This is a genomic window from Streptomyces ficellus, assembly GCF_009739905.1.
Lineage (GTDB): Bacteria > Actinomycetota > Actinomycetes > Streptomycetales > Streptomycetaceae > Streptomyces > Streptomyces ficellus_A.
In genome coordinates this window covers 3,294,480-3,314,577 of the sequence record NZ_CP034279.1, presented here as the reverse complement: position 1 = coordinate 3,314,577, position 20,098 = coordinate 3,294,480, and the positions used below count along the sequence as shown (strand labels likewise).

Annotated in this window: 16 protein-coding genes; 14 read left to right on the top strand and 2 right to left on the bottom strand. The window is 72.9% G+C overall.

Translation table 11 applies throughout. The features are described from left to right. Positions 1–109: 109 nt before the first annotated feature. Positions 110–940, bottom strand: a complete 831-nt coding sequence (locus EIZ62_RS14580; RefSeq protein WP_156693115.1) for an HAD family hydrolase — start codon at positions 938–940, stop codon at positions 110–112. 534 nt (positions 941–1,474) lie between these two features. Between EIZ62_RS14580 and ssd the strand changes: the two genes are divergently transcribed. From ssd to EIZ62_RS32445, 7 genes are read left to right on the top strand one after another with little or no spacing between them, the layout of a single operon-like run. After that, complete coding sequence (gene ssd, locus EIZ62_RS14575; protein WP_156693114.1) at positions 1,475–2,578, top strand: septum site-determining protein Ssd; 1,104 nt, start codon at positions 1,475–1,477, stop codon at positions 2,576–2,578. Next, positions 2,575–3,726, top strand: coding sequence for a TadA family conjugal transfer-associated ATPase (locus EIZ62_RS14570; protein ID WP_156693113.1), 1,152 nt, complete (start codon positions 2,575–2,577; stop codon positions 3,724–3,726). Before ssd ends, EIZ62_RS14570 begins: the two co-directional genes overlap by 4 nt. Before the next feature lie 11 nt (positions 3,727–3,737). Then, on the top strand, positions 3,738–4,586 hold the full coding sequence (locus tag EIZ62_RS14565) for a type II secretion system F family protein (protein ID WP_208828218.1): 849 nt from the start codon (positions 3,738–3,740) through the stop codon (positions 4,584–4,586). Then, the gene (locus tag EIZ62_RS14560) at positions 4,583–5,347 is read left to right on the top strand and encodes a type II secretion system F family protein (protein WP_244375690.1); all 765 of its coding nucleotides are present in this window, start codon (positions 4,583–4,585) and stop codon (positions 5,345–5,347) included. Before EIZ62_RS14565 ends, EIZ62_RS14560 begins: the two co-directional genes overlap by 4 nt. Before the next feature lie 26 nt (positions 5,348–5,373). After that, positions 5,374–5,607, top strand: a complete 234-nt coding sequence (locus tag EIZ62_RS14555) for a DUF4244 domain-containing protein (protein WP_244375688.1) — start codon at positions 5,374–5,376, stop codon at positions 5,605–5,607. Next, entirely contained in the window at positions 5,594–5,959 is a 366-nt protein-coding gene (locus tag EIZ62_RS14550) for a TadE family type IV pilus minor pilin (RefSeq protein ID WP_156693111.1), read from the top strand. Before EIZ62_RS14555 ends, EIZ62_RS14550 begins: the two co-directional genes overlap by 14 nt. Continuing rightward, the gene (locus EIZ62_RS32445; protein WP_244375686.1) at positions 5,956–6,645 is read left to right on the top strand and encodes an Rv3654c family TadE-like protein; all 690 of its coding nucleotides are present in this window, start codon (positions 5,956–5,958) and stop codon (positions 6,643–6,645) included. Before EIZ62_RS14550 ends, EIZ62_RS32445 begins: the two co-directional genes overlap by 4 nt. On the opposite strand, the gene EIZ62_RS14540 is transcribed toward EIZ62_RS32445, so the two are convergent. After that, positions 6,587–9,064, bottom strand: coding sequence for a DEAD/DEAH box helicase (locus EIZ62_RS14540; RefSeq protein WP_156693110.1), 2,478 nt, complete (start codon positions 9,062–9,064; stop codon positions 6,587–6,589). The genes EIZ62_RS32445 and EIZ62_RS14540 overlap by 59 nt on opposite strands. A 79-nt stretch (positions 9,065–9,143) precedes the next feature. Here EIZ62_RS14540 and EIZ62_RS14535 point away from each other — a divergent pair, with 79 nt between their 5' ends. From EIZ62_RS14535 to topA, 7 genes are all read left to right on the top strand, one after another. Beyond that, entirely contained in the window at positions 9,144–9,497 is a 354-nt protein-coding gene (locus EIZ62_RS14535; protein WP_003967428.1) for an STAS domain-containing protein, read from the top strand. 584 nt (positions 9,498–10,081) lie between these two features. Continuing rightward, positions 10,082–10,540 (top strand): ATP-binding protein, encoded by a 459-nt coding sequence (locus EIZ62_RS14530; RefSeq protein WP_156693109.1) that lies wholly within the window; start codon positions 10,082–10,084, stop codon positions 10,538–10,540. 235 nt (positions 10,541–10,775) lie between these two features. Beyond that, complete coding sequence (locus EIZ62_RS14525; protein ID WP_156693108.1) at positions 10,776–13,166, top strand: sodium-translocating pyrophosphatase; 2,391 nt, start codon at positions 10,776–10,778, stop codon at positions 13,164–13,166. A gap of 257 nt (positions 13,167–13,423) precedes the next feature. Next, the gene (locus EIZ62_RS14520) at positions 13,424–14,089 is read left to right on the top strand and encodes a small secreted protein (RefSeq protein WP_156693107.1); all 666 of its coding nucleotides are present in this window, start codon (positions 13,424–13,426) and stop codon (positions 14,087–14,089) included. Positions 14,090–14,194: 105 nt separating this feature from the next. Further along, entirely contained in the window at positions 14,195–15,709 is a 1,515-nt protein-coding gene (locus EIZ62_RS14515; RefSeq protein ID WP_156693106.1) for a N5-glutamine methyltransferase family protein, read from the top strand. A 521-nt stretch (positions 15,710–16,230) separates the two neighbouring features. Continuing rightward, positions 16,231–16,428 carry a hypothetical protein gene (locus EIZ62_RS14510; RefSeq protein WP_156696391.1) on the top strand — a complete coding sequence of 66 codons (198 nt, stop codon included), beginning with the start codon at positions 16,231–16,233 and terminating at the stop codon, positions 16,426–16,428. A gap of 325 nt (positions 16,429–16,753) precedes the next feature. After that, the gene (gene topA / locus EIZ62_RS14505; protein WP_156693105.1) at positions 16,754–19,642 is read left to right on the top strand and encodes a type I DNA topoisomerase; all 2,889 of its coding nucleotides are present in this window, start codon (positions 16,754–16,756) and stop codon (positions 19,640–19,642) included. Positions 19,643–20,098 lie beyond the last annotated feature (456 nt).

Here is a 20,098-nt window from a genome sequence, read left to right as displayed (position 1 = left end):
AGCCCTGTCTGCACCTTTTAGCGCCTGAAGCTCACTGTTGAGTTGTTTCGCCCCGCCCGTCGGGGCCCGTCGGGGCCCGTCGGGAGTGGGGCCCGGGGGGACGATCCGCTCATGCGGATTGCCGGCGCCTGCTGGCGTACCAGACCAGGCCCGCCGTGGCCGCGGCCGCGCCCACCGCCGCGGCGGCCACCAGCGCGGGGCGCGGAGGCATCCGGAATGCGGGCAGGCGCTGCTTCAGCCGGACCGGGCGGTTGAAGACCAGAACCGGCCAGTCGCGGGCGGTCGCCTCGCGGCGCAGTGCCCGGTCGGGGTTGACCGTGTACGGGTTGCCGACGGCCTCCAGCATGGGCAGGTCGGTGGCCGAGTCGCTGTAGGCGTAGCAGCGGGAGAGGTCGTACCCCTCCGCTTCGGCCAGCTCGCGGATGGCTTCCGCCTTGGTGGGGCCGTAGGCGTAATACTCCACCTCTCCGGTGAAGCAGCCGTCGTCGCCGACGACCATCCGCGTGGCCACGACCCGGTCGGCTCCGAGCATCTCGCCGATGGGTTCGACGACCTCGGCGCCGGAGGTGGAGACGATCACGACGTCCCGGCCGGCGGCGTGGTGCTCCTCGATGAGGGATGCCGCCTCGTCGTAGATGATCGGGTCGATCAGGTCGTGCAGGGTCTCGGCGACGAGGTCCTTGACCTGCTGGACGTTCCAGCCCTTGCAGAGTGCGGAGAGGTACTGCCGCATCCGTTCCATCTGCTCGTGGTCGGCGCCGCCGGCCAGGAAGACGAACTGGATGTAGGCAGTCCGCAGTACGGCGCGGCGGTTGATCAGGCCGCCTTGATAGAAGGACTTGCTGAAGGTCAACGTCGATGACTTCGCAATGACCGTCTTGTCCAGGTCAAAGAAGGCTGCTGTGCGCGGCAAGGAGTGGTTTTCCACGAGTGCGAGCATAGGTGCCCGCCATTCGGCGTACGCTGGGGCGTGTGGGTTTGCCTGAGAAGGCTCTCGGGTACACCATGGAAGTCACGGATCGTTCGCGACCGTGCTAACCCGGTCCGGCTCCTCCCCCCCCGAGTCGGCCGGAGAGACGACCCCCGCTCTCCCCCCCGGCGGGGGTCGTCGCATGTCCGGACGCGTTTTCGCCCGTTCCTGGCGGCTCCGGTCGATCATCGCGCTTTCCCCTCCCGTGATCCGGCGGTGCCTCAGCCGCACCCTCTCGTCACTCAGCGTAGCGGATGAGCTGCTCTGTGGAAGTCGCTGGTATGGGCGAACGGGATATTCACAACCCGCGAGTTGTCCACAGTTATCCACCAAGATCCACTTCATTTCCGGAAGTCGTACACCGTGATTCCGGCCGCGAAGTCCGCGGCGGAAGGAATCGCAGATCTCCGGTCCCGTGCGAGCGGGGCGGGGCCGTGTGCGGCCGGCGCGCAGAGCGTTGGCGCGACACACGTGATGCGCATGCGAAGGGGAGAGGGGGCGGAGATGGCCGGAACCATCACATCCGACCGGACACCGGCCGGCGAGCGGCGGCGGGCCGGACCGCTGATCGTGACCGAGGACGCCGAGCTGCTCGACGACCTGCTCCGGCTGTGCGCCGCGGCGGGCGCCCACCCGGAGGTGTACCACTCGGTGCCCGAGCAGAGCGCCGACTGGGACGCCGCGCCGCTCGTCCTGGTCGGTGACGACGCGGCCGGGCGGTGCCGCGGTGCGACGCGCAGACGGGACGTGCTCCTGGTCGGGAGGGACCGGGACGACCCCGGCGTGTGGCGGCGGGCGGTGGAGATCGGCGCGGACGACGTGCTGCGGCTACCCGACGCCGAGAGCTGGCTCGTCGACCGGATCGCGGATGTCGTCGAAGGCGCCGGACGGTCGGCGCTGACGGTCGGTGTGATCGGCGGGCGCGGCGGTGCGGGGGCGTCCACGCTGGCCTGTGCGCTGGCGGTCACCGCCGCTCGGGAGGGCCGGCGGACGATGCTCGTGGACGGCGATCCGCTGGGCGGAGGGCTCGACGTCCTGCTCGGTGGTGAGCAGGAGGAGGGCTTGCGGTGGCCGGATCTCGCCGCCTCCAAGGGCCGTGTCGCCGGCGGCGCCCTGGAAGAGTCCCTGCCGTCGCTGCGCGGACTGCGGCTCCTCAGCTGGGACCGGGGAGAGTCGGTGACGATACGACCGGAGGCGATGCGCTCGGTCCTGGCGGCGGCGCGCAGACGCGGCGGAGTAGTCGTGGCGGACCTGCCGCGACGGATCGACGAGGCCACCGCTGAGGCGCTGGCGCAACTGGATCTGGGGCTGCTCGTGGTGCCCGCCGAACTGCGGGCCGTCGCGGGTGCCAAACGGGTCGCGGCCACGGTGGGCACGGTCGTGCGGGACGTGCGGGTGGTGGTCCGGGGGCCGTACGCCGCCGGGGTCGACGACCAGTGGATCGCGTCCGTGCTCGGCCTGCCGCTCGCGGGGGAGCTGCCTCAGGAACCGGGACTGGCGGCGGCGCTGACCGCGGGCGCACCGCCGGGCGACAGCGCGCGGAGCCCCCTCGGACGGTTCTGTTCGGCGTTCTGGGAGCGGGCGCTGCCGGAAGGGAGCACGTCATGACAGCGGGACTCCTGGAGGCCGTCCGGCAGCGGCTCGTCGAGAGCGGCACGGACCCCACTCCGGCCGGGGTGGCGGCGGCACTGCGAGCGCAGGGGCGCTTACTGGGCGACGCGCAAGTGCTCGGCGCGGCCGAGGAGCTGCGCTGCGAGCTGGTGGGGACCGGACCGCTGGAACCCCTGCTCGCGGACCCGCTGGTGACGGACGTCCTGGTGTCGGCGCCGGACCGGGTGTGGGTGGACCGGGGCGCGGGCCTGGAGCTGTCGGACGTCGTCTTCCCCGACGCGGCGGCGGTACGAAGACTGGCGCAGCGGCTCGCGGCAGTGGCGGGGCGGCGCCTGGACGATGCCCGGCCCTGGGTGGACGCGCGACTGCCGGACGGCACCCGGATGCACGCGGTGCTGCCACCGGTGGCGGTCGGGTCGACGTGCCTGTCCCTGCGGGTGGTGCGCCCCCGGGCCTTCTCCCTGGCGGAGCTCACGGCCGCGGGGACGGTGCCGCCGGGTGGTGAGCAGGTGCTAGGGGCACTGGTCGAGGCGCGGGTGTCGTATCTGGTCAGCGGCGGTACGGGGTCGGGGAAGACGACGTTGCTGTCGACGCTGCTCGGCTTGGTGGGGGAGCGGGAGCGGATCGTCCTGGCCGAGGATTCGGCCGAGTTGCGGCCCGACCACCCCCATGTGGTGCGGCTGGAGACCCGGCCCGCGAACCAGGAAGGGGCAGGCCGGGTGACCCTGCGGGACCTGGTGCGCCAGGCGCTGCGGATGCGGCCCGACCGGCTGGTGGTGGGCGAGGTGCGAGGCGCGGAAGTGGCGGACCTCCTGAGCGCTCTGAACACCGGCCACGAGGGCGGCAGCGGGACCGTGCACGCCAACACGGCCGCCGATGTGCCGGCCCGTCTGGAGGCGTTGGGTACGGCTGCGGGTCTCGACCGGGCGGCGCTGCACAGCCAGGTCGCCGCCGCCCTGTCGGTGGTCGTCCATCTCGCGCGGGACAGGTCGGGACAGCGCCGGATCGCCGAGGTCCACGTGCTGGAGCGGAACACGCAGGGACTGGTCGTGACGGTGCCCGCGCTGCGGTGGGGCGCCGGGGGGTTCGTGCACGAGCGGGGCTGGGAGCGGCTGCGGTCGCTGATCGGGGGTGTGCGGTGGTGACGGGACAGCCGATGTACGCGGCGGTGTGCGCGGGTGCGGCGGCCTGGCTGGTGCTGGAGCGGGGGCGCGGGACGCGCAGGGCGCGGCTGCTGTTCGCCGATCCTGGCTCCGCGGGCGCCGGCGAAGCACGGTCGGCCCTGGAGAGGTGGTCGTGGCGGGGGTGGGCGCCGCTGCTGCGGGGGCGGCGGGAGTGGTTGTGCCTCGTGGTGGCGGTGGCCCTCGCGCTGCTGGGGCGGTCGGTGCTGCCGCTCCTCGCGGGGGCGTGTGCCGTGCCGCTGGTGGGCCGGCGGCTGCGGGCCGCGGCTCGTGCCCGCGAACGCGAGCGACGGGCGGACGCGGTGATCGCACTGTGCGGGGCGTTGGCCGGCGAGTTGCGCGCCGGGTGGCAGCCCGGGCAGGCGTTGCGCTGGGCGGCGGGCACCACCGGGGCGCTGGGCGGCGAGGAAGCGGCGGTCCTGGCGGCGGCCCGGTTCGGGGGTGACGTACCGGAGGCGCTGCGGAAGGCGGCGCGGGAGGGCGGCGCGGACGGCCTGGTGGGTCTGGCGGCCTGCTGGAAGGTGGCCGTGGACGGTGGCGCCGGGTTCGCGGCGGGCCTGGACCGGCTGGAGGCGGCGCTCAGGGAGCGGCGGGACCAGCGGGAACGGCTGAGAGCGCAACTGGCGGGCGCCTGGGCGACCGTGGCCGTCCTCGCGCTGCTGCCGGTGGTGGGGCTCGCGATGGGGTGGGCGCTCGGCGCGGACCCGTTGCGGGTGCTGTTCCACACGCCGGCGGGACTGGGGTGCCTGGCGGTCGGCGGGCTCCTGGAGGCCGCGGGCCTGTGGTGGGCCGCACGGGTCGTACGGAGCGGGGAGGAGCCGTGAGCGGGCCGCACGTCCACAGCCTGTGGGTGCTGGTGGCGCTGTCGACGGGCGTGGCATGGCTCGCGCGGATGCTCGTGGCACGGCGACTGAGGGCCAGGGCGCGCCGGCGTACGGCCGCGCTGCTGGGCACGGAGACCGGGCGGCGCCGGACCGGGTGGCCGGGGCGGTGCGGGTCGTGGGTTCGGCGATGGGCGGCGCCCATGGGGGCCGCGGCCGGGGGCTGGGTCCTGGTTGGCGGGGTGGCCGGGCTCGTCGTGGGCGTCGTCTCGGCGTACGGCACCTGGAAGTGGCAGCGGCGCCCGCGTCCGGTGACGGACGAGGACGGTGAGGCGGCTCGCGGGCTGCCGCTGGCGGCGGATCTGCTCGCCGCGTGCCTGTCGGCCGGCGCCGGGCCACGTGAGGCGGCGGAGGCGGTCGGGGAGTCCCTGGGCGGTCCCGTCGGCGACCGGCTGGCGTGGGCGGCAGCGGAGCTGCGACTGGGCGGCGAACCGGACGACGTGTGGGGCCGGTTCGGTGAGATACCGGGCGCCCGACCCCTGGCGCGCTGCCTGGAGCGGGCGAGCGCCTCGGGCGCCCCGGCGGCGGAGGCGGTCTCCCGGCTCGCCGCCGGCCTGCGGGCCGACCGGGCGCGACGGGCGACGGCCCGCGCGCAGCGCGCGCAGGTACTGATCACCGCACCGGTAGGGCTCTGCTTCCTGCCCGCCTTCCTCGCGGTCGGAGTGGCGCCGGTGGTCATCGGGCTGGCGGGCGAACTGTTGTGACGGATCGACATTTCATGGGGGTTGTCATGAGGAACCGGATGGTGCAGGCCGTGAAGGCGCGCGTGGCGTGGGTCGCGCGGGCGGCGCGGGTGCGTGGAGTTGGCGGCGGAAGGGACGCGGGGATGACGACCGCCGAGTACGCGATGGGGACACTCGCCGCGTGCGCCTTCGCCGCCGTGCTCTACAAGATCGTGACGAGTGACGTCGTATCGGGTGGACTGCAGTCACTGATCGGGAGGGCGCTCGATGCCCAGTTCTGAGGGCGGCGGCGACCGGGGCTCGGTGACCGCCGAGGCGGCCACCGTCCTGCCGGTGCTGGCGCTGTTCACCATGGCCCTCGTATGGGCGCTGATGGCGACCGCCGCGCACATCCAGTGCGTCGACGCGGCGCGGGCCGGGGCACGGGCGGTGGCGCGCTCCGAACCGCGCGCACAGGCGGTCGCGGCGGCCCGGTCAGCCGCGCCGGACGGCGCCCGGGTGGCCGTGGACCGAACCGGCGACCTGTGGCGGGTACGGGTGGAGGCGCCGTCCCCCGGCCCGGGACCGCTACGGCTCACGCTCCGCGCGGAGGCGGCCGCGCTGGCCGAGGACACCGTGGGGGTGACGCCATGACACTCCGGGCAGCCGTACTCGGCCACCGCAAGGGCCGCCCCGCGGACCGACCCGCGGACGGCGGAGCGGACCAGGCGGGCGGCACGGCGCCCCATCCCTCGGGCCGCACGGGGTCCGGTGCCTCGGGCGGCACGGGGTCCCGCTCCTCGGCCGGCACCGCAGCCGGTGCCCCCGCCGGCGACACGCCCCGCCCCGCGGCCCGCCCACCGAAAGGGCCCGAGGCCCAGCTGCCGCACGAGCCCGCGGCTCGCCCACCCGAGCGGACCGGGGGTGGCCGTCACGGCACCCTCGGCACCCTCGGCGCCCTCGGCGGCCGGGGGTCGGCCGGGTGCACGGACCGGGGGTCGGCGACGGTGTGGGCGGCCATGGCGGCGACGGTGCTGTGCACGGTGTTCGCGGTGGTGCTCGCCCTCGGACAGGCGGTGGCCGCCCGGCACCGGGCGGGCGGCGCGGCGGACCTGGCGGCGCTCGCGGCGGCGGACCGGGCGCTGTGGGGAACCTCGGCCGCATGCGGGGCGGCCGAGCGGGTGGCGCGGGCCCAGGCCACGGAGGTGGTCCGCTGCACGGTGCGCGGCGAGATCGCGGAGGTGACGGCAAGGGCCCGGTTCGGGCCGTACGCGCCCGTGGTCAGGGCACGTGCGGGGCCTCCTGGGGCGCTTCCGGGGCTCCCCGCAGCAGTTCCGTGAGGAGCCGGACGGCTCCACGCTTGTGCAGCGGGTCGTTGCCGTTGCCGCACTTGGGCGACTGGATGCAGGAGGGGCAGCCCGCGTCGCATTCGCAGGACGCGATGGCGTCACGGGTCGCGGTGAGCCACTCGCGGGCGGTGTGGAAGGCGCGTTCGGCGAATCCGGCGCCGCCGGGGTGGCCGTCGTACACGAAGACCGTCGGCAGCATCGTGTCCGGGTGGAGCGGGACGGACACCCCTCCGATGTCCCAGCGGTCACAGGTGGCGAAGAGCGGCAGCAGGCCGATGGACGCGTGCTCGGCGGCGTGCAGGGCTCCACCGAGCTGCTCCGGGTTCACCCGGGCGGCGTCCAACTGGTCCTCGGTGACGGTCCACCACACGGCGCGGGTGCGCAGGGTGCGGGGCGGCAGGTCGAGCTTCGTCTCGCCGAGCACCTCGCCGGTGATCAGACGGCGACGCAGGTAGGAGACGACCTGGTTGGTGACCTCGACGGACCCGTAGCACAGGCGGCCGTCGCCCCAGGGGATCTCGGTGTCGGTCTCGAGCACGGAGATGGCGGTGGTGTCGCGGGCGGTCGTGGAATAGGGCGGGTTGGCCTCCTCCACGAGGGCGACCGAGTCCTTCAGGTCGAGCTGCCGGACCAGGTAGGTGCGGCCCATGTGGAGGTGCACCGCGCCGTCGTGGACGGCGGCGTGGGCGGCGGACTCGTCGACCGTGCCGAGCAGCCGGCCCGTGCCGGCCTCGACGATCTGTACGGGGCTGCCGCCCTCGCCCCGGATGTCGGTGAGGTCGGCGGCGCGTTCCCGGCGGGTCCAGTACCAGCCGGACGCCCGCCGTCGCAGCAGGCCGGCCGACTCCAGCTGGGGCAGCAGGTCGGGGACGGCCGGGCCGAACAGAGCCAGATCGGAGTCGGTGAGCGGGACCTCGGCGGCCGCGGCGCACAGGTGGGGTGCGAGGACGTAGGGGTTGTCGGGGTCCAGGACGGTCGACTCCACCGGTTGGCGGAACAGCGCCTCCGGGTGGTGGACGAGGAAGGTGTCCAGCGGGTCGTCGCGGGCCACGAGCACGGCGAGCGCTCCCTGCCCGGAGCGCCCGGCGCGGCCCGCCTGCTGCCAGAGCGAAGCGCGGGTGCCCGGGTACCCGGCGATGACGACGGCGTCCAGGCCCGACACGTCGATGCCCAGCTCCAGGGCGGTGGTCGCGGCCAGCCCGAGCAGCTCACCCGAGTGCAGGGCCCGCTCCAGGGCCCGGCGCTCCTCGGGCAGGTAGCCGCCCCGGTAGGCGGCCACTCGCGCGGGCAGCGAGCGGTCGACCTCCGCGAGGCGCTCCTTGGCGATGACCGAGATCAGCTCGGCGCCGCGCCGTGAGCGTACGAAGGCGACGGAGCGGACGCCCTGGACGGTGAGGTCCGTCAGCAGGTCGGCGGTCTCGGCGGTGGCGGTGCGGCGTACCGGGGCGCCCTGCTCGCCCTGGAGCTCGGTCAGCGGCGGCTCCCACAGCGCGAACACCATCTCCCCGCGCGGTGAGGCGTCGTCGGCGACCTCGCGTACCGGCAGGCCGGTCAGGCGCTCCGCCGCGTGGGCGGGCCGGGCGGCGGTGGCGGAGGCGAGGAGGAAGACGGGGGAGGAGCCGTAGCGGGCGCAGACGCGGCGCAGCCGGCGCAGCACCTGGGCGACGTGGGAGCCGAAGACGCCCCGGTAGGTGTGGCACTCGTCGATGACCACGTAGCGCAGTGAGCGGAGGAAGGAGGACCAGCGGGGGTGGGAGGGGAGCACGCCGCGGTGGAGCATGTCGGGGTTGGTCAGTACGTAGTTGGCGTACTGGCGGACCCACTCACGCTCCTCGACCGGGGTGTCGCCGTCGTACACGGCGGGCCGGATGCGGTTGCCCAGCGGTTGGGCGAGGGCTTTGACCGAGCGCCGCTGGTCGGCGGCGAGCGCCTTGGTGGGGGCCAGGTACAGGGCGGTCGCGCCACGGCCGTTGGGCGCCTCGGAGCCGTCCAGCAGGGTCGTGAGGACCGGGGCCAGATAGGCGAGCGACTTGCCGGACGCGGTGCCGGTGGCGATGACGACCGACTCGCCGTCCAGCGCGTACTCGGCGGCGGCCGCCTGGTGGGCCCAGGGGTGCTCGATGCCCGCCGTTCGGATGGCGTTGATCACTTCTGGACGGATGCGATCGGGCCAGACTGCATGCCGACCCGCTCTCGGGGGCAGGTGCTCCGTATGAGTGATGCGCGCAGCCCGGTCCGCCCCTGTGGCGAGCCGGTCGAGGACCGTACCGGGCGTGGGGCGGGTTTCCCCGCTCTCGGGGGGTCGACTGGGGCGGTGATTCATGGCCATCGGCACCGAGTGTGTCACCGGCGTGACGGACAATGCTCCCAAGGCGTCGTGCATGGCTGCTGGTAAGTGAATGAATGCCATCGCGGCTGGCGATCCGTCCCCTGGCTCCGTCCGGAGAATCCGAGGGGCGACCGCTCGATAGCAAGGTGCTGGAGGATCCGTGGACCTGTCCCTGTCGACTCGCAATGTGTCCGGCCCTGGTGGCGACCGTACGGTCGTCGAGGTCGGTGGCGAGATTGATGTGTATACCGCGCCCAAGCTGCGCGAGCAGTTGGTCGAGTTGGTGAATGACGGCAGCTACCACCTGGTCGTCGACATGGAGGGCGTGGACTTCCTCGACTCGACCGGTCTCGGCGTGCTGGTGGGCGGCCTGAAGCGCGTGCGCGCGCACGAAGGATCGCTGCGCCTGGTCTGCAACCAGGAGCGCATTCTCAAGATCTTCCGGATCACTGGCCTGACCAAGGTGTTCCCGATCCACACCACGGTCGACGAGGCCGTCGCGGCGACCGACTGAGGCGGCTCGCCGACCCGTTCGGCCCAGTGGGCGACGGCCGGTTGATATTGGCCGGTTGTCGTCGGTCGGGGTCGGCCGGCGTCGGTCACCCGGCCTCTCCGCCGCCGCCCATGCCGGATTGTCGGCTCGGCTCGGAGGCGGAGACCGGGTCCCTGGAGGGCCCGCATCCGGCCGGTCCGGTTCCGGTCCGAGTCCGGGTCGCAACAGTCCCGGGTCGCAACAGTCCCGGGTCGCAGCAGTCCCGGGTCGGAGCAGTCCGGGTCGCTGGCCGCCCCGGGCCGCAGGCCGTCCCGGGTGCCGCCAGTCCGGGTACCCGGCCCCGGGTCCGGGCACGGACCGGGTCAGGTCCCGAGCCGGATTCCGGCGGTGTGGCCGACAGACGTCGGCACGCCCGTCGGGCCCGTCGGCGCTCGCCGGCTTCGCCGGTGTGCTCCGGTTCAGACGCCGCGGTGCTCCGGTCCACGCCGGTGTCCGGTCCAGGGCCGGTCACCTGCTGGTGACCTGAGGGCCGGGAGGAACAGCAGGGTGCCGGGCGTCCAGCCCGGTCCTCTGAGAGGCACGCTCGCACGTCCGAGGGGGACCGTATGGCCACCGTTGAACTCCGCTTCAGCGCCCAGCCCGAGCACGTCAGGACCGCCCGTCTCGTGGCGGCCGCCGTGGCGCGCCGAGCCGGGGTCGACGAAGCAGTGCTGGACGAGGTCAGGCTCGCCGTCGGCGAGGCGTGCTCCCGCGCCGTCGGGCTGCACCGCAGCAACCACGTGGCCTCGCCGATCCGGGTCGTGCTGAGCGAGGAGGAGAAGACGTTCTCCATCGAGGTCGGCGACGAGGTCCCGGGCGCGGGCGTGGCGGCGGCCGACGCCGCCGGGGTGCCGGGCAGCCGCAGCGCCGCACCCGTCGAGGAGTTCGACGACGCGGAGGGCGAGGACGAGATGGGCCTCGCCGTGATCACCGGGCTCGTCGACGACGTCGAGGTGTCGGCCGGCGAGGCGGGCGGTGTCATCCGGATGACATGGCCGACGACGCCCACTACCGTTCTGCCCTGACTCCACCGCGACAAAATGAAAGGCCCTGCTGAGCAGGGCCTTTTCTCTTTTCTAGATCCATCCGCCGGGCGTCAATGGCCCAAAGTCATTACTGCTTTCGAGTGGATTCCGTACATCGCGCATTTGCCGACTGGCAACCGAAGGTCAATTCTGTTCTACGGCGCTCTGTTTTGATCAGGTTCTGCTCCCTACAATCCGTCCACGTCTTGAGCTCTTCTGACGTCAAGGAGGACGAATGGCGGGGCTCTTCAGTACGCAAGTGTCCGATCACCCGACCTCTCTCGCGGCCGCGGTCCTCACCGATGAGAACCGGATCATCGTGATCGTCATCGCGGCCGTGGCTCTGGCCGCCCTGATCGTCGCGCAGCTGCTCGTACGCCAGGTGCTGGCGGCCGGTGAGGGCACCACCGCGATGAAGAAGATCGCGGCGGCCGTCCAGGAAGGCGCGAACGCCTATCTGGCCCGGCAGCTGCGAACCCTCGGAATCTTCGCGGTCGTCGTTTTCTTCCTGCTCCTGCTGCTGCCCGCGGACAACTGGTCGCAGCGCGCCGGACGATCATTGTTCTTCCTGGTGGGCGCCCTGTTCTCGGCGATCACCGGTTACATCGGCATGCGTCTCGCCGTACGGGCGAATGTGCGCGTCGCGGCGGCGGCGCGCGAGGCGACCCCCGCGCCCGGAGAACCACAAAAGGACCTGACGACCGTCTCGCACAAAGCGATGAAGATCGCTTTTCGTACGGGTGGCGTGGTCGGCATGTTCACGGTGGGCCTCGGCCTGCTCGGCGCCTCCTGTGTCGTCCTCGTGTACGCCGCCGACGCCCCCAAGGTGCTGGAAGGTTTCGGCCTGGGCGCCGCGCTCATCGCGATGTTCATGCGTGTCGGCGGCGGCATCTTCACCAAGGCCGCGGACGTCGGCGCTGACCTCGTCGGCAAGGTCGAGCAGGGAATCCCCGAGGACGACCCGCGCAACGCCGCCACGATCGCCGACAACGTCGGGGACAACGTCGGCGACTGCGCGGGCATGGCCGCCGACCTCTTCGAGTCGTACGCCGTGACCCTGGTCGCCGCGCTGATCCTCGGCAAGGCCGCGTTCGGAGACCTCGGTCTCGCCTTCCCCCTGATCGTGCCGGCGATCGGCGTGGTCACCGCGATGATCGGCATCTTCGCGGTCGCCCCGCGGCGCGCCGACCGCAGTGGGATGGCCGCGATCAACCGGGGCTTCTTCATCTCCGCGGTGATCTCGCTCGCGCTCGTCGCGGTCGCGGTCTTCGTCTACCTCCCCTCCTCGTACGCCGAACTCGAGGGCGTCACCGAGTCCGCCATCAGCGCGCACGGCGGTGACCCGCGCACCCTGGCGCTCGTGGCGGTCGCGATCGGCATCGTGCTGGCCGCGCTGATCCAGCAGCTGACCGGCTACTTCACCGAGACCACCCGGCGCCCGGTCAGGGACATCGGAAAGTCCTCCCTGACCGGGCCCGCGACCGTCGTCCTCGCCGGCATCTCGATCGGCCTGGAGTCCGCCGTCTACACCGCGCTGCTGATCGGCCTCTCGGTGTACGGGGCGTTCCTCCTCGGCGGGGCGTCGATCACCCTGGCGCTGTTCGCCGTGGCCCTCGCGGGCACCGGGCTGCTCACCACGGTCGGCGTCATCGTCGCCATGGACACCTTCGGCCCCGTCTCCGACAACGCTCAGGGCATCGCCGAGATGTCCGGCGACGTCGAGGGGGCGGGCGCGCAGGTCCTCACCGACCTCGACGCCGTCGGCAACACCACCAAGGCCATCACCAAGGGCATCGCCATCGCCACGGCGGTACTGGCGGCGGCGGCGCTCTTCGGCTCGTACCGGGACGCCATCGCCACCGCCGTGCGCGAGGTGGAGGCCAGGGCGACGGAGATGAACCTGACCATGGACATCTCCCAGCCCAACAACCTCGTGGGTCTGATCCTGGGCGCCGCGGTCGTCTTCCTCTTCTCCGGGCTGGCGATCAACGCGGTGTCGCGGTCGGCGGGAGCGGTGGTCTACGAGGTGCGCCGGCAGTTCCGCGAGCACCCCGGGATCATGGACCACAGCGAGAAACCGGAGTACGGACGCGTCGTCGACATCTGCACCAAGGACGCCCTGCGCGAGCTGGCCACCCCCGGCCTGCTGGCCGTCATGGCGCCCATCGCCGTCGGCTTCACGTTCGGCGTGGGCGCCCTCGGGGCGTACCTCGCGGGCGCCATCGGCACCGGCACCCTGATGGCCGTCTTCCTGGCCAACTCCGGCGGCGCCTGGGACAACGCCAAGAAGCTCGTCGAGGACGGTCACCACGGCGGCAAGGGCAGCGAGTCGCACGCCGCCACCGTGATCGGCGACACGGTCGGCGACCCCTTCAAGGACACCGCGGGACCGGCGATCAACCCCCTGCTGAAGGTGATGAACCTGGTGGCGCTGCTGATCGCGCCGGCGATCGTGCAGTTCAGCTACGGCGACGACGCCAGCGCGGGGGTACGGGCCGTGGTGGCGACGCTCTCCATCCTGGTCATCATCGCCGCGGTGTACGTGTCCAAGCGGCGGACCATCGCCGTGGGTGACGAAGACGACAACAACACGGGCCGGGTCACCGACAAGGCGGCGACCTTGTAGGCGCCGGGCGGTCACGTGGCGAGCAAGTGCCGGGCAAGTGTCGGGCAAGTGGCGGGCGGGCGGGTCGTGATGACGGCCCGTCCGCCCGTTCCGTCTGCTCTCCCGCCCGTTCGGCTCATCGGACGGTGAGCCTTCTCTCGTGCTTTCCTCTTGCTACAAATGGTTGTAAAAGCGTACGAAACGGTCGCACGACACGCGAAAGTCGCCCACTTGGCGTGTATGTTCCGGGGCCGAGAGCCTCGGAAGGGACCAAACCGGTGAACAAGAAGCTTGCGGCCGCACTGTCCGGCGGTGCGGTACTGGTGCTCGCGCTGTCGGGCTGCAGTGACGACGACGGTGGTGGCGAGAACAAGGTGGACGCCTGGGCCAAGAACGTCTGCGACCAGGCACAGCCGCAGATCCAGAAGCGGGCCAACGCCCAGCAGGCCATCATCTCGACGGCCGCGGACGGCAAGCCCGCCGACATCCAGGCCGCCGACTCGAAGGCCTTCCAGGACATCGCCGACGCGGACAAGGCACTCGCCAAGGCGGTACAGGACGCCGGTGTACCGCCCGTGGACGGCGGCGAGAAGCTCCAGCAGGACGCGGTCAAGGAGCTGAACGCCACGGCCGCGGCGTACGAGGGCCTCAAGAAGCAGGTCGACGCGCTCGACCCGAAGAACCAGCAGAAGTTCGCCGACGGCCTGCAGACCGTCGCCGCCGGGCTGAAGAAGATCGAGAAGATGGACCAGGACGCACTGGCGAAGCTCCAGGCCGGCCAGCTGGGCCAGGCCATGGCCAAGCAGCCCGGCTGCCGCAGGGCGGAGGCGTCGGTGCCGCCGGCCAAGCCGGGCCCCGCCGCGTCGGACGCATCTGACGCGTCGGCCGCCTCAGGCGCGTCGGCTCCCGCTTCGGCGGGGAAGCCCTCGGCGCCCGCCGCATAAGGGTCAGGGATTCCGGCCCGGTTCCCGGTGTCCGGGGGCCGGGCCGCGCATCGATTGGGGCCGGGCCGCGCGTCGATTGTCAGTGGCGGCGGTCACAATGGGCAGGTGAGTACGACCAGCCTTACCGCCAGCCTCCCGGTGCCCGACCGCGCCGACCGCCTCCGCGACGCCCTGCTCGCCGCCGACTTCACCGCCGACGGCCTGCTCGAGCTGCTCGGCGCCCCCGCCTACGCCGCGCTCGCCCGCAGTGAGACGGTCCCCGCCCTGCGCGCCACCCGCGCGGACGGCCCGCTCGCCACGCTCGTCCGCCTCTTCCTCCTCCAGCGGCCCGTCCCGCACGACCGGGCGCGCGCCGTGCTGCCGCTCGAAGAGGCGCTCGCCGACGGATGGGTCGTGGCGGACGGCGGCGAGATCCGCGCCACCGTCGACGTCCGGCCGTACGGCGGACCGGAGGGGCAGGACTGGTTCATCGTCTCCGACCTGGGCTGCGCCGTCGGCGGCGCGGCGGGCGCGAGCGGCCGCGGCGAGGGCGTGGTCCTCGGCGTGGGCGGCGCGTCCACCACGCTCGCCGGGATCACGGTGCGTACGCCCGTCGCCTCGGCCCTCGACCTCGGCACCGGTTCCGGCATCCAGGCGCTGCACGCCGCGCAGCACGCCACGCGCGTGACGGCGACCGACCTGAACCCGCGGGCGCTGGAGTTCACCCGGCTCACGCTCGCGCTGTCCGGCGCGCCGGAGGCCGACCTGCGCACGGGTTCACTGTTCGAACCGGTGGCCTCGGAGACGTACGACCTGATCGTGTCGAACCCGCCGTTCGTCATCTCGCCCGGTGCCCGGCTGACCTACCGGGACGGCGGGATGGGCGGCGACGACCTGTGCCGGTCGCTCGTCCAGCGGGCCGGAGAGCGGCTGAACGACGGGGGGTTCGCGCACTTCCTCGCCAACTGGCAGCACGTGGAGGGCGAGGACTGGCAGGACCGGCTCCGTTCCTGGGTGCCGCGCGGCTGCGACGCCTGGATCGTCCAGCGCGAGGTGCAGGACGTGACGCAGTACGCCGAGTTGTGGCTGCGGGACGCGGGCGACCACCAGGGCGACCCGGACCGGTACACCGAGCGGTACGAGGCGTGGCTGGACGAGTTCGAGCAGCGCGGGACCAAGGCCGTCGGCTTCGGCTGGATCACGCTCCGCAAGTCCGGCGCGGACGAGCCGTCCGTCGTCGTCGAGGAGTGGCCGCACCCGGTCGAACAGCCGCTCGGCGAGACGGTACGGGCGCACTTCGCCCGCCAGGACTACCTGCGGACGCGCGACGACGCGGCGCTGCTCGCCGACCACTTCGTGCTGGCACCCGAGGTGATGCAGGAGCAGGTCGGGATGCCGGGCGCCGAGGACCCCGAGCACGTCGTGCTCCGGCAGAACCGGGGCATGCGCCGCGCCACCAGGGTCGACACCGTCGGCGCCGGCTTCGCGGGCGTCTGCGACGGGACGCTCAGCGCCGGGCGGATCCTGGACGCCATCGCCCAGCTGATGGGCGAGGACCCGGTGCTGCTCCGGGACCGTACGCCCCAAGCGATCCGGCTCCTCGTGGAGGAGGGCTTCCTGGAACCGGCGCCCGGAACGTGACCGGCATGCCGTGACCCGAGGGTGCGGGGTTCCGGCGCCGGACGGGTCGGCGACCCGGGCGGGCGGTCGGCGGGGCGCGGCCGGCTCGCGCTCCCGACGGCTCGGCGGGCGCGGTCGGCTGCGGTGTCGGCTCGTGCTCCCGGTGGCCCGGAGCGGTGGGGCTCCGCGCGCCGGGTCGGCGACGCCCGGTCGGCTGCGGGGTCGGCTCGCGCTCCCGAGGGCCCGGCCGCGCTCGGGCTCCCGCGCGGGCCCGGTCGGACCGGGCTTCCGGCCGCGGGCTCCCGCGCCCGACAGGTCGGCCCGCGCTCGGGTTCCCCATCCGACCGACCCCCGCCCCTGGCCCCGCCCCCGCCCGCGGCCCCGACGCCCGCCCCGGGCCCCCCGCTCCCGCACGGCGCCGCGTGGGTGAACCCGGGGCGTGTCTTCCGTGCCGTTCATCCGCAATTCGCGCCGGCGACGTCCGGAGGTGTCAGCCTCGCCCTCGGGGCAACCAGGGATCGATGAGCGGATCGGGGTACGGCATGGAGAGCGGACCGGCCATCTTCGCCGGCGTGGCGTTCACGCTGTTCGGGGCGGGGCTGCTGCTGTGGACCGGGACACGTGCGCTGCACCGGGCGCCGGTCGCGCTCGGGGTGAGCCCCGTGGCGGCGATCACGTTCGCGACCTCGCTGGGAGCCGCTTTCGTGGTCCTCGGCCTGTGGTGTTTCGGCCGTGTCTGACAGGACCACGGAATGAGGGGCTCCGGGTACTGAGTGGAGTCCGGGCGGCAGGAATGCCCGGACTCGGGTTACCGTTCGAGTGGCCGTTGCGGTCTTTTGCCGTTTGACACGGGGGCGGGTTGTACCGTCACACTCCGCAGCGACAGCAGCGTAAGAGCACAGCGTCACCGTCACGACAGTCGTGACAGCCGTGGCAGTCACGACGCCACGGCATCCCGACTGGCACGTCAGTCACGGCGGTGCGCGCAGTGCCCAAGGAGTGCACGCGGTGCGACCACACCGCGCGGCACGCGCCACCGAGCGTCGACCGGAGAGAAGAGCGAAGTTGTCCCCGACCAGCGAGACCGCACAGGGCGGCCGCCGACTCGTCATCGTCGAGTCGCCTGCCAAGGCGAAGACGATCAAGGGCTACCTCGGCCCCGGATACGTCGTCGAGGCGAGCGTCGGGCACATCCGCGACCTCCCCAACGGCGCCGCCGAGGTGCCCGAGAAGTACACCGGCGAGGTGCGCCGCCTCGGGGTGGACGTCGAACACGACTTCCAGCCCATCTACGTCGTCAACGCCGACAAGAAGGCCCAGGTCAGGAAGCTCAAGGAGCAGCTGGCCGAGTCGGACGAACTCTTCCTCGCCACCGATGAGGACCGCGAGGGCGAGGCGATCGCCTGGCACCTGCTCGAGGTCCTCAAGCCCAAGGTCCCCGTCCACCGGATGGTCTTCCACGAGATCACCAAGGACGCGATCCAGGCCGCCGTCGCCAACCCGCGCGAGCTGAACAAGCGCATGGTCGACGCCCAGGAGACCCGCCGCATCCTCGACCGCCTCTACGGCTACGAGGTCTCGCCGGTCCTGTGGAAGAAGGTCATGCCCCGCCTGTCCGCGGGCCGCGTGCAGTCCGTCGCCACCCGCCTCGTCGTCGAGCGGGAGCGCGAGCGCATCGCGTTCCGCTCCGCCTCGTACTGGGACCTGACCGGCACGTTCGCCACCGGCCGCACCGGTGACGCGTCCGACCCGTCGAACATCGTCGCCCGCCTGGCCACGGTCGACGGCCGCCGCGTCGCACAGGGCCGCGACTTCGGCCCCGACGGGCAGCTGAAGGCGTCCTCCGGCCAGGTGCTGCACCTGGACGAGGCCAATGCCCGCGCGCTCGCCGCCGCGCTCGCCGACACGTCGTTCGCCGTCCGCTCCGTCGAGTCGAAGCCGTACCGCCGCTCCCCGTACGCGCCCTTCCGCACCACCACCCTCCAGCAGGAAGCCAGCCGCAAGCTCGGCTTCGGTGCCAAGGCGACGATGCAGATCGCGCAGAAGCTGTACGAGAACGGCTTCATCACCTACATGCGTACGGACTCCACCATCCTGTCCGACACCGCGGTCACGGCCGCCCGGGCGCAGGTCACGCAGCTGTACGGGGCCGACTACCTCCCGGACTCCCCGCGCGTCTACGCGGGCAAGGTCAAGAACGCGCAGGAGGCGCACGAGGCGATCCGCCCCTCAGGTGACCGTTTCCGCACCCCGGCGGAGACCGGCCTGACCGGTGACCAGTTCAAGCTGTACGAGCTGATCTGGAAGCGGACCGTCGCCTCCCAGATGAAGGACGCCGTCGGGAACTCCGTCACCGTCAAGATCGGTGGCCGGGCGAGCGACGGCCGCGACGCCGAGTTCAGCGCGTCCGGCAAGACCATCACCTTCCACGGCTTCATGAAGGCGTACGTCGAGGGCGCCGACGACCCGAACGCCGAGCTCGACGACCGTGAGCGCCGGCTGCCGCAGGTCGCGCAGGGCGACGCGCTGTCCGCCGAGGAGATCACCGCGGACGGCCACGCCACCAAGCCGCCGGCCCGCTACACCGAGGCCTCGCTGGTCAAGGAGCTGGAAGAGCGCGAGATCGGCCGCCCGTCGACGTACGCGTCGATCATCGGCACGATCCTCGACCGCGGCTACGTCTTCAAGAAGGGCACGGCCCTCGTCCCGTCCTTCCTCTCCTTCGCCGTCGTCAACCTGCTGGAGAAGCACTTCGGCCGGCTCGTCGACTACGACTTCACGGCGAAGATGGAGGACGACCTCGACCGCATCGCGCGCGGCGAGGCGCAGGCCGTGCCGTGGCTGAAGCGTTTCTACTTCGGCGAGGGCGACGGCGCGACCGGAGGCGCCGCCGAGGCCGGCAACGGCGACGGCGACCACCTCGGCGGCCTGAAGGAACTGGTCACCGACCTGGGCGCGATCGACGCCCGCGAGATCTCCTCCTTCCCCGTCGGCAACGGCATCGTGCTGCGCGTCGGCCGCTACGGCCCGTACATCGAGCGCGGTGAGAAGGACGCGGAGGGCCACCAGCGCGCCGACGTGCCGGAGGACCTCGCGCCCGACGAGCTGTCGGTCGAGCTGGCGGAGGAGCTGCTGGCCAAGCCCAGCGGTGACTTCGAGCTGGGTACGGACCCGGCCACCGGTCACCAGATCGTCGCCAAGGACGGCCGCTACGGCCCCTACGTCACGGAGGTCCTCCCCGAAGGCACCCCGAAGACCGGCAAGAACGCGGTCAAGCCGCGCACGGCCTCCCTCTTCAAGTCGATGACCCTCGACACGGTCACCCTCGAGGACGCGCTGCGCCTGATGTCGCTGCCGCGTGTGGTGGGCACCGACGCGGAGGGCGTCGAGATCACCGCCCAGAACGGCCGCTACGGCCCGTACCTGAAGAAGGGCACGGACTCGCGGTCGCTGGAGAACGAGGAGCAGCTCTTCAACATCACGCTGGAGGAGGCCCTGGCGATCTACGCCCAGCCGAAGCAGCGTGGCCGCGCGGCCGCCAAGCCGCCGCTGAAGGAGCTGGGCACCGACCCGGTCAGCGAGCGCCCGGTGGTCGTGAAGGACGGCCGCTTCGGGCCGTACGTCACGGACGGCGAGACGAACGCCACGCTGCGGACCGGCGACAGCGTGGAGGAGATCACGCCGGAGCGCGGGTACGAGCTGCTGGCGGAGAAGCGGGCCAAGGGCCCGGCGAAGAAGACCGCCAAGAAGACGGCGGCCAAGAAGGCGCCGGCCAAGAAGACCACCGCGAAGAAGACGGCGGCGAAGAAGACGGCCGCGAAGAAGACGACGACGGCCAAGTCGGCGGCGGCGACGAAGACGGCCGCGAAGAAGACGACGACGGCCAAGTCGGCGGCGGCGAAGAAGACGACCGCGAAGAAGACCACGGCGTCCAGGACCACGTCGGACGACTGAGCGTGCGTCCCCGGCCCGGGCTCTCCCGGCCCGGGCTCTCCCGGGCCGGGGACGGCTCCGGCCCGGGCCCTGAGGGCCGGCTCCCCCGGCCACGGGTGCCGGTCAGCCCGGATCCGGCCCCTGGCCAGCCCGGACCCGGCCCCATTGCCAGGTGCACGGCTTCTGGTCACCCGGGCCCGGCTCCAGGCCCACGGCCCCCGGTACGGCGCACCGCGCCCCGCCGGGGGCTCACCGCTCTCCGGGTGCCGGTCCCGCACCCCCGTTGTCGGTGGCCGGCACCGGGTGCCGGACCAGTCCCGGCACCGAGTACCGGACGCCGGTCCCGGGCCGCCGCTGCCCGGCCCCCGCTGTCGCGGGCGGCGCCTGGGGCCGTCCGTCCCGGACCGGCCCCCCGGGCCCTGCCAGCCGTTTGTTCGGGCGGGGACGACTGGGTGTCATTCCGTCCGGATAGGCTGA

Bases quoted from the DNA above. Each gene is read 5' to 3' on its own strand.
- ssd (WP_156693114.1), top strand. From the start codon at position 1,475: ATGGCCGGAACCATCACATCCGACCGGACACCGGCCGGCGAGCGGCGG.
- EIZ62_RS14570 (WP_156693113.1), top strand. From the start codon at position 2,575: ATGACAGCGGGACTCCTGGAGGCCGTCCGGCAGCGGCTCGTCGAGAGC.
- EIZ62_RS14565 (WP_208828218.1), top strand. From the start codon at position 3,738: ATGTACGCGGCGGTGTGCGCGGGTGCGGCGGCCTGGCTGGTGCTGGAG.
- EIZ62_RS32445 (WP_244375686.1), top strand. From the start codon at position 5,956: ATGACACTCCGGGCAGCCGTACTCGGCCACCGCAAGGGCCGCCCCGCG.
- EIZ62_RS14530 (WP_156693109.1), top strand. From the start codon at position 10,082: ATGGCCACCGTTGAACTCCGCTTCAGCGCCCAGCCCGAGCACGTCAGG.
- EIZ62_RS14540 (WP_156693110.1), bottom strand. From the start codon at position 9,064: ATGGCATTCATTCACTTACCAGCAGCCATGCACGACGCCTTGGGAGCA.
- EIZ62_RS14555 (WP_244375688.1), top strand. From the start codon at position 5,374: ATGAGGAACCGGATGGTGCAGGCCGTGAAGGCGCGCGTGGCGTGGGTC.
- EIZ62_RS14580 (WP_156693115.1), bottom strand. From the start codon at position 940: ATGCTCGCACTCGTGGAAAACCACTCCTTGCCGCGCACAGCAGCCTTC.
- EIZ62_RS14550 (WP_156693111.1), top strand. From the start codon at position 5,594: ATGCCCAGTTCTGAGGGCGGCGGCGACCGGGGCTCGGTGACCGCCGAG.
- EIZ62_RS14510 (WP_156696391.1), top strand. From the start codon at position 16,231: ATGGAGAGCGGACCGGCCATCTTCGCCGGCGTGGCGTTCACGCTGTTC.
- EIZ62_RS14525 (WP_156693108.1), top strand. From the start codon at position 10,776: ATGGCGGGGCTCTTCAGTACGCAAGTGTCCGATCACCCGACCTCTCTC.